At 72.1% G+C, this 13,244-nt stretch carries 10 protein-coding genes; 7 read left to right on the top strand and 3 right to left on the bottom strand.

The window, feature by feature from the left end; translation table 11 throughout:
- Positions 1-179: 179 nt before the first annotated feature.
- The 3 genes from IEY61_RS16515 to IEY61_RS16505 all read left to right on the top strand — a co-directional run bounded on the left by IEY61_RS16515 (position 180) and on the right by IEY61_RS16505 (position 2,914).
- Positions 180-443: a DUF6343 family protein gene (locus IEY61_RS16515; RefSeq protein ID WP_189045225.1), complete on the top strand. Its 264-nt coding sequence runs from the start codon at positions 180-182 to the stop codon at positions 441-443.
- A gap of 14 nt (positions 444-457) precedes the next feature.
- Complete coding sequence (locus IEY61_RS16510) at positions 458-1,870, top strand: NADP-dependent succinic semialdehyde dehydrogenase (protein ID WP_189045223.1); 1,413 nt, start codon at positions 458-460, stop codon at positions 1,868-1,870.
- 78 nt (positions 1,871-1,948) lie between these two features.
- Positions 1,949-2,914 carry a TIGR03885 family FMN-dependent LLM class oxidoreductase gene (locus tag IEY61_RS16505; RefSeq protein WP_189045221.1) on the top strand — a complete coding sequence of 322 codons (966 nt, stop codon included), beginning with the start codon at positions 1,949-1,951 and terminating at the stop codon, positions 2,912-2,914.
- A 636-nt stretch (positions 2,915-3,550) separates the two neighbouring features.
- On the opposite strand, the gene IEY61_RS16500 is transcribed toward IEY61_RS16505, so the two are convergent.
- Complete coding sequence (locus IEY61_RS16500) at positions 3,551-6,166, bottom strand: glycoside hydrolase family 9 protein (protein ID WP_189045219.1); 2,616 nt, start codon at positions 6,164-6,166, stop codon at positions 3,551-3,553.
- A gap of 221 nt (positions 6,167-6,387) precedes the next feature.
- On the opposite strand from IEY61_RS16500, the gene IEY61_RS16495 reads away from it, so the two are divergent.
- The 3 genes from IEY61_RS16495 (at position 6,388) to IEY61_RS16485 (ending at position 9,117) form a co-directional block, all read left to right on the top strand.
- A complete protein-coding gene (locus IEY61_RS16495) occupies positions 6,388-7,116 on the top strand; it encodes a PP2C family protein-serine/threonine phosphatase (RefSeq protein WP_189045217.1) in 729 nt (242 codons plus the stop codon).
- Between the two features lie 101 nt (positions 7,117-7,217).
- On the top strand, positions 7,218-8,444 hold the full coding sequence (locus IEY61_RS16490; RefSeq protein ID WP_189045215.1) for an epoxide hydrolase family protein: 1,227 nt from the start codon (positions 7,218-7,220) through the stop codon (positions 8,442-8,444).
- Positions 8,445-8,928: 484 nt separating this feature from the next.
- Entirely contained in the window at positions 8,929-9,117 is a 189-nt protein-coding gene (locus IEY61_RS16485; protein WP_189045213.1) for a hypothetical protein, read from the top strand.
- A gap of 125 nt (positions 9,118-9,242) precedes the next feature.
- Here the strand turns inward: IEY61_RS16485 and IEY61_RS16480 are convergent, their stop codons facing one another.
- Positions 9,243-9,512, bottom strand: coding sequence for a hypothetical protein (locus IEY61_RS16480; RefSeq protein ID WP_189045211.1), 270 nt, complete (start codon positions 9,510-9,512; stop codon positions 9,243-9,245).
- Positions 9,513-10,173: 661 nt separating this feature from the next.
- Between IEY61_RS16480 and IEY61_RS16475 the strand changes: the two genes are divergently transcribed.
- On the top strand, positions 10,174-10,365 hold the full coding sequence (locus IEY61_RS16475) for a hypothetical protein (RefSeq protein ID WP_189045209.1): 192 nt from the start codon (positions 10,174-10,176) through the stop codon (positions 10,363-10,365).
- A 169-nt stretch (positions 10,366-10,534) separates the two neighbouring features.
- Here the strand turns inward: IEY61_RS16475 and hrpB are convergent, their stop codons facing one another.
- Positions 10,535-13,135 carry an ATP-dependent helicase HrpB gene (gene hrpB / locus IEY61_RS16470; RefSeq protein WP_189045399.1) on the bottom strand — a complete coding sequence of 867 codons (2,601 nt, stop codon included), beginning with the start codon at positions 13,133-13,135 and terminating at the stop codon, positions 10,535-10,537.
- Between the last annotated feature and the right edge of the window lie 109 nt (positions 13,136-13,244).

Here is a 13,244-nt window from a genome sequence, read left to right as displayed (position 1 = left end):
GCGCAGAGCGACGGCATGGTGACTGTACGCGCGGTTCCCTCCCAGCACCACGCCCCTAGCCGCCCCTTTCCGTTGATCATGAGGTTGGCGGCGAAGTTGATCTCAAAAACTGCCGCTAACCTCATGATCAACCGAGGAGGGCGGGGGTTAGCGGCGGCGGTGCGGGGTAGGTGGGGGTGATGACGAGATCACAGCCCCGGCGTGCCCGCGGCACGGTCGGCCACGCGTACAGCGCCCTGAATCTGAGGCTCGTGCTGGCCAGCTTCGGGCTCGTCAGCATGACCGTGTTCGCGGTGCTGGCCTTCCGTGCCGACCTGGCCTGGCTGGGCGTCGTCTGCGCCGTTTTCGCGGTGGTCGCCGTCGTCGACCTGGCCGTCATTCAACGCCGCCGCGCCGCTCGCCGCCGGGAGGAGCCGGGGGTGCGGCACTCGCTCTTCGAGTGACTGGAGTAGCCCTGATGTCCATCGCCACCACCAACCCCGCCACCGGTCAGGTGCTCAAGACGTACGGTGCGATGTCCGACGAGCAGGTCGACGAGGCGATCGAACGGACCGAACTGGCTCACCGGCAACTGCTCGGCACCACGATCGAGCAGCGGGGACGGTGGCTGACCGCGGCGGCGGAGCTGCTCGAGGCGGAGCGGGACGACATCGCGCGGGTGATGACCACCGAGATGGGCAAGACGCTCGCCGCCGCGAAGGCCGAGGTCAGCAAGTGCGCCAGCGCCTGCCGCTTCTACGCCGGCCACGCGGCCGAGTTCCTCGCCGACGTGCCGGCCGACGCGGCGGCGGTCTCCGCCACCCGGGCGTTCGTCCGGTACCAGCCGATCGGGCCGGTGCTCGCGGTGATGCCGTGGAACTTCCCGCTCTGGCAGGTCATGCGCTTCGCCGCACCGGCGCTGATGGCCGGCAACACCGGACTGCTCAAGCACGCCTCCAACGTGCCGCAGACCGCGCTGCTGCTGGAGGACCTGTTCCGCCGGGCCGGTTTCCCCGAGGGTGCGTTCACCACCCTGCTCGTCGGCTCCGAGGCGGTGGAGAAGATCCTGCGCGATTCCCGGGTGCGGGCCGCCACGCTGACCGGCAGCGAGCCCGCCGGCCGGTCGATCGCCCAGATCGCCGGTCGGGAGTTGAAGAAGACGGTGCTGGAGTTGGGCGGCAGCGATCCCTTCGTGGTGATGCCCTCGGCCGACGTGGAACTGGCCGCCGAGGTGGCGACCACCGCCCGCTGCCAGAACAACGGCCAGTCCTGCATCGCGGCCAAGCGCTTCATCGTGCACGCCGACGTCTACGAGGCTTTCGCCGAAGCGTTCGCGCACCGGATGTCGGCGCTGCGGGTGGGTGACCCGACCGACGACACCACCGACGTCGGTCCGTTGGCCACCGAGCGGGGCCGTGACGAGGTCGACGCCCAAGTGCGCGACGCGGTCGACAAGGGAGCCACCGTGCTCTGCGGCGGGGAGAAGCCGAGCGGTGCGGGCTGGTTCTATCCGCCGACGGTGGTGACCGACCTGACTCCGGGGATGCGGATGTGGACCGAGGAGGTGTTCGGCCCGGTCGCCGGGCTGTACCGGGTGTCGTCGTACGCCGAGGCGATCGAGGTGGCCAACGGGACCGCCTTCGGCCTCGGCTCGAACGCCTGGACGCGGGACCCGCAGGAACAGGAGCGCTTCGCCACCGACCTGCTGGCCGGTGCCGTCTTCATCAACGGCATGACCACCTCCTATCCGGAGTTGCCCTTCGGCGGGGTGAAGAACTCCGGCTACGGCCGGGAGTTGTCGGCCCAGGGGATGCACGAGTTCTGCAACGTCAAGACGGTCTGGATCGGCGAGGGTACGGCCGGTGTCGGTGCCGGCGCGCACGCCGAATGATCTGGCGTTGAGAAGGGGTCCTTCCGCTACCGCAGGCCCCTGCTTACATCGCCGCCGGGGTGGGTAGACAACGGCGGCATGACGGCGATCGGTTTCCACGCTTCCCACGAGCAGATTCACCCACGCGCCCTGCTGGAGGCGGTCACCCATGCGGAGCGCGTCGGCTTCGACGCGGCCATGTGCTCCGACCACTTCGCCCCGTGGAGCGAGCGTCAGGGCCACTCCGGTTTCGCCTGGTCCTGGCTCGGTTCCGCGCTCCAGGCCACCGGGCTGTCGTTCGGCGTGGTCAACGCGCCCGGTCAGCGCTACCACCCGGCCGTCATCGCCCAGGCGATCGGCACCCTCGGCGCGATGTACCCGGGCCGGTTCTGGGCCGCCCTCGGCTCTGGGGAGGCGGCCAACGAGCACATCACCGGCGACGTCTGGCCCCGCAAGGACGTCCGCAATGCGCGGCTGCGCGAGTGCGTCGAGGTCATCCGCGCCCTGCTGCGCGGTGAGGAGGTCAGCCATGACGGCCTGGTCCGGGTCGACCGGGCGCGGTTGTGGAGCCGGCCCGAGCAGCTGCCGGCCCTGGTCGGCGCCGCGGTCAGCGTCGAGACCGCCCGCTGGTGCGCCGAATGGGCGGACGGGCTGATCACCGTCAACGCCCCGACCGAGCACCTGCGCCGGATGATCGACGCCTACCGCAGCGCGGGCGGTCGCGGGCCGCTGCACCTCCAGGTGCACCTGAGCTGGGCGCCCGCCCAGGCCGAGGCCGAGGCGATCGCGTACGACCAGTGGCGCAGCAACGTCTTCGCCCCGCCAATCTGCTGGGACCTGACCACGCCCGAGCACTTCGACGTGCTCTCCGCCGAGGTGCCGATGGCCCGCCTCGTCGAGGTGGTCAACATCTCCGCCGACCTGGGCCGGCACGTGGGCTGGCTGGAGGAGTACGCCGACCTCGGCTTCGACCAGATCGCGCTGCACCACGTCGGGCAGGACCAGCGTCCCTTCCTCGACGCGTTCGGCGACCGGGTGCTGCCGAAGCTGCGCCGCGCCAGCTGACCCGGCTGGTCGGCCGACCTCGGTTCGGAGAGATGCCGGGCAGGACCGTCGGTCCGTGCAGCTTGGTCCCGCGCTGCTTGGTCCCGCGCCGCTCGGTTCGCGCCGCCCTTCCCTGTCGAGCTGAACCGTTTGTGCCATCGCTCAGCCGGAGCCGAGCGCCTTTGGTGCTTGCGTTGGCCGCTGGCCTGCGGCATAGGCGATTGGCCGTCGGGCGTCGGCCAGCAGGCGTGGGGGCGTCGAGCCTGTGTGGCTCGTGGCCGTCTGGGCCGTGCGCGGCGCGCAGCCGCCGATTCGTTGCCGCTGTCAGCTCGACAGTGGCGGCAGTCCATCCGATGAGGAGCGCCGCCTGGCGACGACTGCCGCCCGGTCATGGCCGGCGGATCAGGACCTGTTCCGGGCCACGGTGGGCGGCCGGGCCGGTCCACGGTGAACCGGTCGGTGGTGGTGAAGCCCTGCTGCTCGCATCAGCAGACCAGCGCCGGTCGTCGCCGGCGTAGCCGTCCACCACCCGGCTGATCAAGAAGTTCTGGTCATCCGCGTGCGGAATTCCAGACCAAGACCTCTTGATCAACCGGGGAAGAGGGCGGGTGCGGGGCCGGGTGGGGCGCCGGTCGCCGACGGCGCCCCACCCGGGGATCAGGAGACGGCGCAGGGGGCGCCGTTGACCGTGATCAGGTGCGGGCCGGGGTTGGCGCCGCTGCCGGTGGTGGCGTTGAAGCCGAACATCGCGGTGCCGCCGGGGGCGATCCGGGCGTTGTACGACTCGTTCTTGGCGGTGACCGTGGCGCCGGACTGCGTCACGTCCGCCATCCACGCCTCGCGCACCTTCGCGTCACCGGTGAACGCGAACCGGGCGGTCCAGCCGTTGATCGTGCTGGTGCCGGTGTTGCGGATGGTCACCTGGCCGGTGAAGCCGGTGCCGCCGTGCCAGGCGCCGTAGTTGGTGTAGTTCACCGCGCAGGTCGGCGCCGGCACCGCCCGCGAATCGCCCTGGTCGGCGAGGAACGAGGCGATCCAGGCCAGCGCCGAGTTCCAGTTGATCGCCACCTCGTTGGTCGAGTACGAGGCGATGTCGTCGACGAAGCAGAACATCGGCGCACAGCCGGCGAGCAACTGCTCCACGAACGGGTCCTGCAGGGCGGCGTTGGGGCCGCCGGCCAGCGAGCCGGCGGGCGGCTTCGGCATGCTCGGGTCGAGTTGGTGGCCGAAGATCCGGCTGTGCTGGTTCTCCGCCGCGTGCTCGCCCCACCCGGTGACGTACGAGATGTTCAGGGCGTTGCGGCCGAGGATGTAGTCCATCGTCTGCACCGCGCCGTCGCGGTACTTCGCCTGACCGGTCAGGTCGAAGGCGGTGGCCAGCACGACCGCGTTGTTGATCACGCTGCTGTTGCCGCCCCAGAAGTAGCTGTCCGGGTCGCCGGGCATCGGCAGCCCGTACGCCTGGCGGCGGATCTCGGCGAGGTAGCCGTCGGCGGCGGCGGTGACCGACGTCCGGACCCGGGCCAGGTCGGCGGCGGGCAGCCCGTTCGGCATGGTGGCCAGGTCGAGGCGACCCAGCGCGGCGACGCTCTGCCAGCCGAAGCCACGGGCGTCGAAGACGTCGCCGGTGTGGTGCGGCGACGCGGTCAGGTCGGTCAGGTAGGCGCGCTCGCCGGTGGTCAGGTACAGCTCGACCGCCGCCCAGTAGAACTCGTCGGTGACGTTGCCGTCGTCGTACGCGCCGCCGCCGTTGCCGTCCGTCGGGCTGGCGTACCGGGTCGGGTTGGCCTTGGCCGCCGCGTACGCGGTCTTCGCCGCGCTGCCGCAGCGCTGCGCGAACGCCGGGTCGTACGGGGCGAACAGGCGGGCGCACTGGGCGGCGACGGCGGCGAGGTTCAGCGTGGCGGCGGTGGACGGCGGGTGCAGCTCGCGCAGCTCGTCGTCGTCCTCGGGCCGCAACGGCAATCCGGTCCAGTTCCGGTCGTGGATCTTGTGGTGGGCCATGCCGGCCAGCGGCTTGCCGGCGGGCACCTGCATCCGCAGCAGGAACTCCAGCTCCCAGCGGGCCTCGTCGAGGACGTCCGGCACCCCGTTGTCGCGCTCGGGCAGCCGCAGCGTGCCGTCGCCGAGGGCGGCGCCGAAGCCGGCGGTGGCGGCGTTCTTGGTCCGCTCGAAGGCGCTCAGCAGCTGATAGGTGGCGATGCCGCCGTTGACCACGTACTTGCCGTGGTCGCCCGCGTCGTACCAGCCACCGCGTACGTCGAGCCGGTAGTCGCAGACGCCGGGCTGGCAGGGCACGTCGGTGTCGCCCTGGTTGGGGGCGACGCCCAGGTGGCCGGCCGGGCGGGCGTACTCCTCGCCGACCAGGTCACCGTCGATGGCGATGCCGCTGCGCTGGATGTAGAAGAACTGGAGCGCGTCCGAGCGGAGCTGGTCGTACAGCGTGCCGGAGATGTCGAACGGGTGGCTGACCTCCCCGTCCACGGCCAGCGTCAGGCCCCGCCCCGGGCTGTGGTACGACGAGAAGTCGACCGAGTGCACGTTCTGCGCCGACGCCGGGTCGACCCCGCGCGGGGTGGTGGTGCCGCGGGCCACCACGGCGCCGGCGGCGGAACGCAGCTGCCAGGGCAGCGCCTTGGTCGCCTCGGTGACCACGGTGGCGTTCTTCGGTCCGCCGGGCAGGTAGCCGACCTGGTTGACGCGCACCCGCGGGCCGGTGTCCGGCTCGTACGGCTCGGGCGGGTTGCCGCCGCGCAGCGAGACGTTGTCCAGGCAGATGGTCTGCTCCTGCGCGCTGCCGCCGACCTGGAAGATGATCTGGGCGCGTGAATCGTCGTCGGGCGCCACGAAGGTCCGCTCGATCCGCTGCCGCGTCGCGGTGGCGGCGGCGGAGACGCTGTAGTAGCCGGTGTAGGGGGCGTTGCCCAGTTGCAGCACGGCGTTGACCGAGCCACCAGGGGTCGCGGTCACGTCGAAGCCGAGGGTGTATTCGGCGCCGCCGACGAGCGCGACGGCGTCCTGGCCGATGCCGGCGTCCCAGGAGTTGCCGAGCCCGCCGGGAACGGTGGCGCAGAGTTGGCCGTCGGTGACGCCGAGCGGACCGGTGCCGTAGGAGAACCAGGGCGACACACCGGTGCTGAAGTCGCCGTTGGTGATCTGTTCGGGTGCGTCGGCCGGGGGATCGGCGTGGGCTGTGCCGGCGGCGCTCGGGCCGATCAGCGCCACGGTGGTCGCTACGGCGAGCACCGTGAGGCGACGTCGGGATGGCGTCACGGGGGGTTCCTTCCGACGAGCGGGGACGGGGGTGTGCTGGTGATGGATGGCTGGGAGCGCTCCCAGGTTATCGGGCATGTTTCCAGGGTGTGCGGACGCTGTCAATCGATCCCGTCCGATGATCCTCGGGGCTCACGCGCAGTGAGATTCGCCGCGCCACGCCGGGTCCTCCTGATCCCCCCTAGAGACAACCGCGCCCTTCGCCTGGCAGGCTGCGTGCCATGACCCTGAAGCTGCGTTCCGCCGGGACGAGCGACCGTGGGCTGATCCGCAGCGGTAATCAGGACGCGGTGCACGTCGGCACCTGGTTGGTGGCCGTCGCCGACGGCATGGGTGGCATGGCCGCGGGCGACCTGGCCAGCGCCATCGCCATCGAGGCCATCGCCGGGCTGGATGTGCCGACCCCCGAGGACGCGTTGGTCGCCGCCCTGCAGAGCGGCATCGAGTTGGCCACCACCCGGATCCGGCAGGCGGTCACCCAGGACCCGCAACGGCAGGGGATGGGCACCACGTTGACCGCCCTGTTGTTCGCGCGTACCGGCAGCTGCCTGGCGCTGGCCCACGTGGGCGACTCCCGGGCGTACCTGTTCCGCGACGGCGTGCTCAAGCAGATCACCCGGGACGACACCTTCGTGCAGATGCTCGTCGACCAGGGCCTGATCACCCCCGACCAGGCCGGTAGTCATCCCCGCCGGGCCGTGGTCACCCAGGCGTTGCAGGGCGAGCAGGTCGACCCGACGTACGCGACGATGGTGCCCCGGGCCGGCGACCGCTGGCTGCTGTGCAGCGACGGGCTGTCCAACGTCGTCCGCGCGGACACCCTGGCCGAGGTGCTGGCCGGCCAGCCCGACCGGGAGGCGTGCACACGGCAGCTGATCGACCTGGCGTTGCGCGCCGGCGGCCCGGACAACATCACCGTCGTCGTCGCGGACGTGGTCGACGAGGGCTGAGCCGTCAGGTGGCCGAGGCGGATTCCAGCGTCGGCCCACGATGGCATGAGACGGCGGCTTCCGGGAATCCCAGCCGATCATCGGGGGACTGGGAGGACGACGTGGCTGTCAAGATCGAGGCTCCGGTGCGTGCCGGGCAGGATCGGCCGTTCACGGTGGAGATTCCGGAGGCGGAGCTCGACGCGTTGCGTAGACGCATCGCGAACACCCGCTGGCCGGAGAAGGAGACCGTCGACGACCAGTCGCAGGGCGTGCCGCTCGCGACGATGCAGGCGCTCGCGCAGTACTGGGAGAAGGAGTACGACTGGCGCAAGGTCGAGGCACGACTGAACTCCCTGCCACAGTTCCGGACCGAGATCGACGGCCTGGACATCCACTTCATCCACGTACGGTCGAAACACGAGGACGCGCTGCCGCTCATCGTCACGCACGGCTGGCCCGGATCGATCATCGAGCAGCTGAAGATCGTCGGACCGCTCACCGATCCCACGGCCCACGGCGGTGCCGCCTCGGACGCCTTCCACCTGGTCATCCCGTCTCTGCCCGGCCACGGCTTCTCCGGCAAGCCGACCGCCCCCGGCTGGGGTCCCGAGCGCATCGCGCGCGCCTGGACGGAGCTGATGAAGCATCTCGGGTACTCGCGCTTCGTCGCGCAGGGCGGCGACTGGGGTGCCGTCGTCACGGACCAGATGGGCGTCCAGGCGCCGCCGGAGCTGATCGGCATCCACACCAACATGCCGGGCGCGGTGCCGCCGGACATCGACGCGTTGTTCCAGTCCGACGTCACCGCGGCGAACAACGCCCTCGGCTCCCTCCCGGCCGATCTCTCCGACGCGGAGCGGCACGCGGCCGAGCAACTGGACTTCGTGTGGAAGCACGTCGCGTACGCCCTGATGATGCAGACCCGGCCCCAGACCCTGACCGGGCTGGCGGATTCGCCGGTGGGGCTGGCGGCCTTCCTGCTCGACCACGACGCACGCAGCCTGGAGCTGATCTGCCAGGCCTTCGCCGGGCGCCCGGCCGGCCTCACCCGCGACGACATCCTCGACAACATCACGCTGTACTGGCTGACCAACACGGCGGTCTCCGCGTCGCGTCTCTACGCGGAGAACAAGCTCTCCTTCTTCGCCACCAAGGGGGTCTCCGTGCCGGCCGCGGTTAGCGCCTTCCCCGACGAGCTGTACCAGGCGCCGCACAGTTGGGCCGAGCGGGCGTACCCCAACCTCATCTACTACCACCGGCTGGACACCGGCGGGCACTTCGCGGCCTGGGAGCAGCCGGCGGTCTTCGCGGAGGAGCTGCGCAACGGCTTCCGTCCGCTCCGCTAGTGCGGGGTCCCGAGGGAGACAAGGCGCGGCACACCGACGGCAGGCAGGCGCCGGGCGATGAGACAACTCCGCGACCGGCGCCATCGCACGGGACACCGCAACTCGCGGGCCCTGCCACAGGATGCCGCAACTCGTGGGCCTGCACACGGGACACCGCAACTCGCGGGCCTGCACACGGGACACCGCAACTCGTGGTCTCAACCGGCCCGGAAACCCCAACATCCCGCAACCCGTGCCACCCGCAGGGCGGGATAGGCCGACATCCCGTAACCCGTGCCCACCCTGGGCACCCGAACACCCCGAGATGCCGCAACCCGTGCCGTCCACATCCCCAGGCGCAGCGGCCACCACGCCTTGATCATCGCCGATCGCCATTTCGCCGTAACGGCGGTGTCCCGACCGATCGGACACCGCCGTATCGACGAAACGGAGTCGATCAACTGGCTGCGGAGGCCAGCGCTGCCGTCGGCCATGTCACACCGGCATGGCTCGCGGATGCCACGAAGGCCACCCGCAAGACCCCCGCCAAGAGGCCACCCCGCCAAAGTTCGCGCCCAAGCTCAACGACAACGGCCGACTGGATCACTCCGCCTGCGGACACACCCGGGAGATGAAGGGCCGGGCCAAGTGCCGGGAGGCGTTCCGGGCCGCCCAGGAAGCCGCGAAGAAGTGAACACCGACGATAACCCGTGCATCGCCTGCGGCGAGGACGAGCACGACGGGACCGAGGATCATCGATGATCTGCACAGACGCGCTGGGGGAGTGCGCTCGGACGGGGGGTGTACCCCCGCGATGGGTTAGCGTCTCTGCGGCGATCTCAAACGTCTCTGTTGCCCCGTTTTACCCACGGCGGGAACGCGCAGCCCGGCCTTCATGACGAAGATGGACCGTCGGTCCACCGCGTCGCCCCTGTTGTCGATCTGGTAGCCCTCCAGCCAGATCCACCCGTGGTAGGTGGGCCGGTCGAGCACGCGGATCACACGGAACAGGATCGGTTTGGTGAACTGCACGCTGGCCTCCCGGCCTACCCGGAGCAGGTCACCAGGCTTCGGTAGGTGGGCGGTCACCGGAGGTTCCTCACCTGTTGCCAGGCCAGGACCTGGGCACGCGATACCGCCAGGCGGGGGCGCCAGCCGTCCGGGTGGCACCGGTGACAGCGCTTGACGCGGTGGTGGTCAAGAACGAGCCAGGCCACCTGGACAAGGGAGGGCACCTCAGGGCGCTCGGTCACGGCAGCCACCCGAGGAACCTGCGATGGAGAGTGCCAGCAGGAGCCCAGCTCAAGTCCTGCGTCGCGGACACCAGACGCGAGGCCATGTAGATCGACAGGGACACCGGAGCGCCTTCGTACTCGGCCAGCAACTCACGGCGGCGGGTGGGACAGGGCCAGGGAGCGCCACACCCCGCGCAGGTCCAGACAGGCAGAACAGGGGCATGCGTCGTCATGACGCCTCCCCCGGCCAGTGGCCCTCGCTAATCGGCACCCGGTGCTGCACCCGGCACGGCAGATCCCTACCGCAGCGGCAGGTCACCCGTTTGAGGATGCGGTTCCACGCCGGTCGGTGCCTTCGCGCGAGAGTCAGAGCAACGCCAACCAGGTACTCCCCGTATGAGACGAATCGCGTCATGTACCCATCGCATCACGGGAGTTGTACGAAGGCAACCCCTGTTGGAGTTGTCTCACCCGCTCCCCCTTAATGCAACGCCTCCGGGCCATAGCGTCAAATTGTGGAGCTGCTCGGACTGGATGAAATCCGTGATCTGCTTGGTGGGATCAGCAAGCAGCGCGCCACGATCATCGTGGGCCGCAAGGGATTCCCTGACCCGCTCGTCACGCTGAAGATGGGCCGCGTCTGGGATGGCAAGGCCGTCCGGGCTTGGATCGCCGAGAATCGCCCCAGCCCGACCGACGAGGACTGACGCCGGCCGAGGCCAGAAACGCAGAGCGCGCCCGGCGCAAGGAAGTCCTCACGCCAGCGGCAACCCCGTCAGATCACCAGCGGCTGTACGAGCTGGTCCCGGTGTAGTCCACGATCGCGGCCGAAGCGGCGTTCGACTTGACCGATTGCGCCCACAACACGCTGCAGGGTCAGCGCCGCCGCCAGGCCGACCGGGTCGGCGGTGCCGTGGTCGGGTCCTCCGGCCAGGGGTGGCGCGGGTAGCGGCCGCGTAGTTCGGCCCGGACCTGCCGGTAGCCGGTGCGCCAGAACGACGCCAGGTCAGCGGTGACCGCCACCGGCCGTCCCGCCGGGGAGAGCAGGTGCAGCAGTACGGGCGTCCGACCGCCGGCGATCCGCGGCGCGTCCGCCCAGCCGAAGGTCTCCTGAAGCCGGACCGCGAGCACCGGGGCGGCCGGATCGGTGTAGTCCACCCGGATCCGGGAGCCGCTGGGCACGGTGAGCCGTTCCGGGGCCAGCTCGTCCAGCCGCCCCGCCAGGGACCAGGGCACCAACCGGCGCAGCGCGCCGGCCACGTCGATCCGGGCCAGGTCCGCGCGGCGGCGCGCGGTGGCCAGCTCCGGGCCGAGCCAGTCGGCCGCACCGGCCAGCAGCGCCCCGTCGGAGACGTCCGGCCAGTCGTCGCCGAGCGCCCGCCGGCAGAACGCCAGCCGTTCGCGCAGCGCCCGCGCCGCCGGGGTCCAGGTCAGCAGGTCGAGCCCGACGCCGCGCAGGCCGGCCAGCAGGGCGGCGGTGACCGCTTCCGGGGCGGGCCTCGGCAGCGGACGCTCGACCAGCTCGATCGCGCCCAGCCGCACCACCTCCCGGGCCACCACGTCCGTACCGGACCAGCCGACCTCCCGGTCGGTACGCAGCGACGGCGCGCCGGCCTCGCGTGCGGTCGCCTCGTCCAGCACGGCGGCGAGCCGGATCCGGGCGGTCGGCGCGCCGGGGGAGCGGTCCGCCACGGCCACGGCGAGCCAGTCGGCACCGGCCAGCGCCGACCCCGGCGCCAGCTCGGCCGCGGTCCCGCCGCTCATCAGGTACGCACCGCCGCCCGGCCGCCGCGCCCGGGCCAGCCGTTCCGGGTACGCCAGCCCGACCAGCAGCCCGGCGGCGAGATCATCGGGCAGCGGCGTCGGCGACCCGTCGTCCGGGAGCCGGCGGGACCGGTCGGAACCGTCCGGCGCGGACCGCCCGGCGACGTCGCCCGCCGGCAGGTTGTCCGGGTACGACCGGCCGTCGCCGGCGACCGGCAGGGCGGCCCGCAGCCGGCGTACCTCGGCCCGCCAGCGAGCGGTCGCGGCGGGTTCGGTGCCGGCGCGCAGCCGGCGCCACGCGGCGACGATGTCGTCGCCGGGCCGTGCGACGCTCTCCTCGGCGAGCAGCGCCACCACCTCGGCGGCGCGGTCGGCGCCCACCCGGGCGGCCCCGTCGAGCAGCGCCCGGGCCAGCCGGGGGTGTGCCCCGGCGGCGACGATCGCCCTGCCGCGCGCGGTGATCCGACCGTCCGCGTCGATGGCACCCAGGGTGCTCAACGTCTGCCGGGCCACCGTCATCGCGGCCGCCGGAGGCGGGTCGGGCAGGGCGAGACCGGTGCCGTCGGGTGCGCCCCAGGCCGCCAGCTCCAGGGCGAAACCGGTCAGGTCGGCGGTGGCGATCTCCGGCTCCGGCTGGGCCGGCAGCCGCTCGTGCGTGGCCTCCGACCAGCAGCGGTAGACGTGGCCGGGGGCCTGGCGCCCCGCCCGCCCGGCCCGCTGGGTGGCCGACGCCCGGGACACCGGCACGGTGACCAGGGCGCCCAGCCCTCGGGCCAGATCCAGCCGGGCCACCCGGGACAGGCCGGCGTCCACCACCGTCCGCACGCCCGGCACGGTCAGGCTGCTCTCCGCCACCGCCGTGGTCAGCACCACCCGTCGCCGTTGCCCCGGCCGCAGGGCGGCATCCTGCTCGCTGCTGTCCTGGCGGCCGTGCAACCGCAGCACGTCGACGCCGGCACGCAGGTCGGCCAGGCGACCGGCGACCGCGGTGATCTCGCCGACCCCGGGCAGGAAGACCAACAGGTCTCCGGTGCGTTCGCGCAGCGCGAGCCGGACGGTGGCCGCGACGTGGTCGAGCAGGACCCGGTCCACCGGACCCGCGCCGGGCGGCGGCACCGGTCGGGGCGGCGGCGCCCAAATCCGGGTCACCGGATGCAGGGCTGCCGAGGCGCGGACCACCGGTGCGGGTGCCGCGCCGCCGAGCAGGGCGGCGAAGCGGTCGGCCTCCGGGGTCGCGGACATCGCCAGCAGCCAGAGGTCCGGCCGCAGCGCGGCCCGGGACTCCACCGTGAAGGCGAGCGCGAGGTCGGCGTCGAGTTGCCGCTCGTGCACCTCGTCGAGCAGCACCGCGCCGACGCCGGCCAGCTCGGGATCGTGGTGCAGCCGACGGACCAGCAGGCCGGTGGTGACCACCTCGACGCGGGTACGCGGGCCGGACCGACGCTCGCCACGGACCGCGTACCCGACCTGATCGCCGACCCGTTCGCCGAGCAGGGCCGCCATCCGTCGGGCCGCGGCGCGGGCGGCCACCCGGCGGGGCTGGGCGACGATCACCCGTCCGTCGACCGCGTCGGCCACGGCGAGCGGGGCGAGGGTGGTCTTGCCGGTGCCTGGCGGCGCGACCAGAACGGCGGCGCCAGCGGAACGCAGCGCCGACACCATCGCCGGCAACACCGGCCGGACGGGCAGGTCGAGGGGCACGTCGGAGAGCACGGCCCAGTGTCCCACCGTCTCCCGCCGCCCCGGCCCGCCCACGACCGGGCGCCTCGACCGTCACAAGGGCTGTCGGCCCGCCGTCACCGCATCCTCACCGGCCATCCCG

The organism is Micromonospora sonchi, assembly GCF_014646235.1.
GTDB classification, from domain to species: Bacteria; Actinomycetota; Actinomycetes; order Mycobacteriales; family Micromonosporaceae; genus Micromonospora; species Micromonospora sonchi.
Note: the sequence above shows the minus strand (reverse complement) of the source record. Positions and strands in the feature narration are given on the sequence as shown.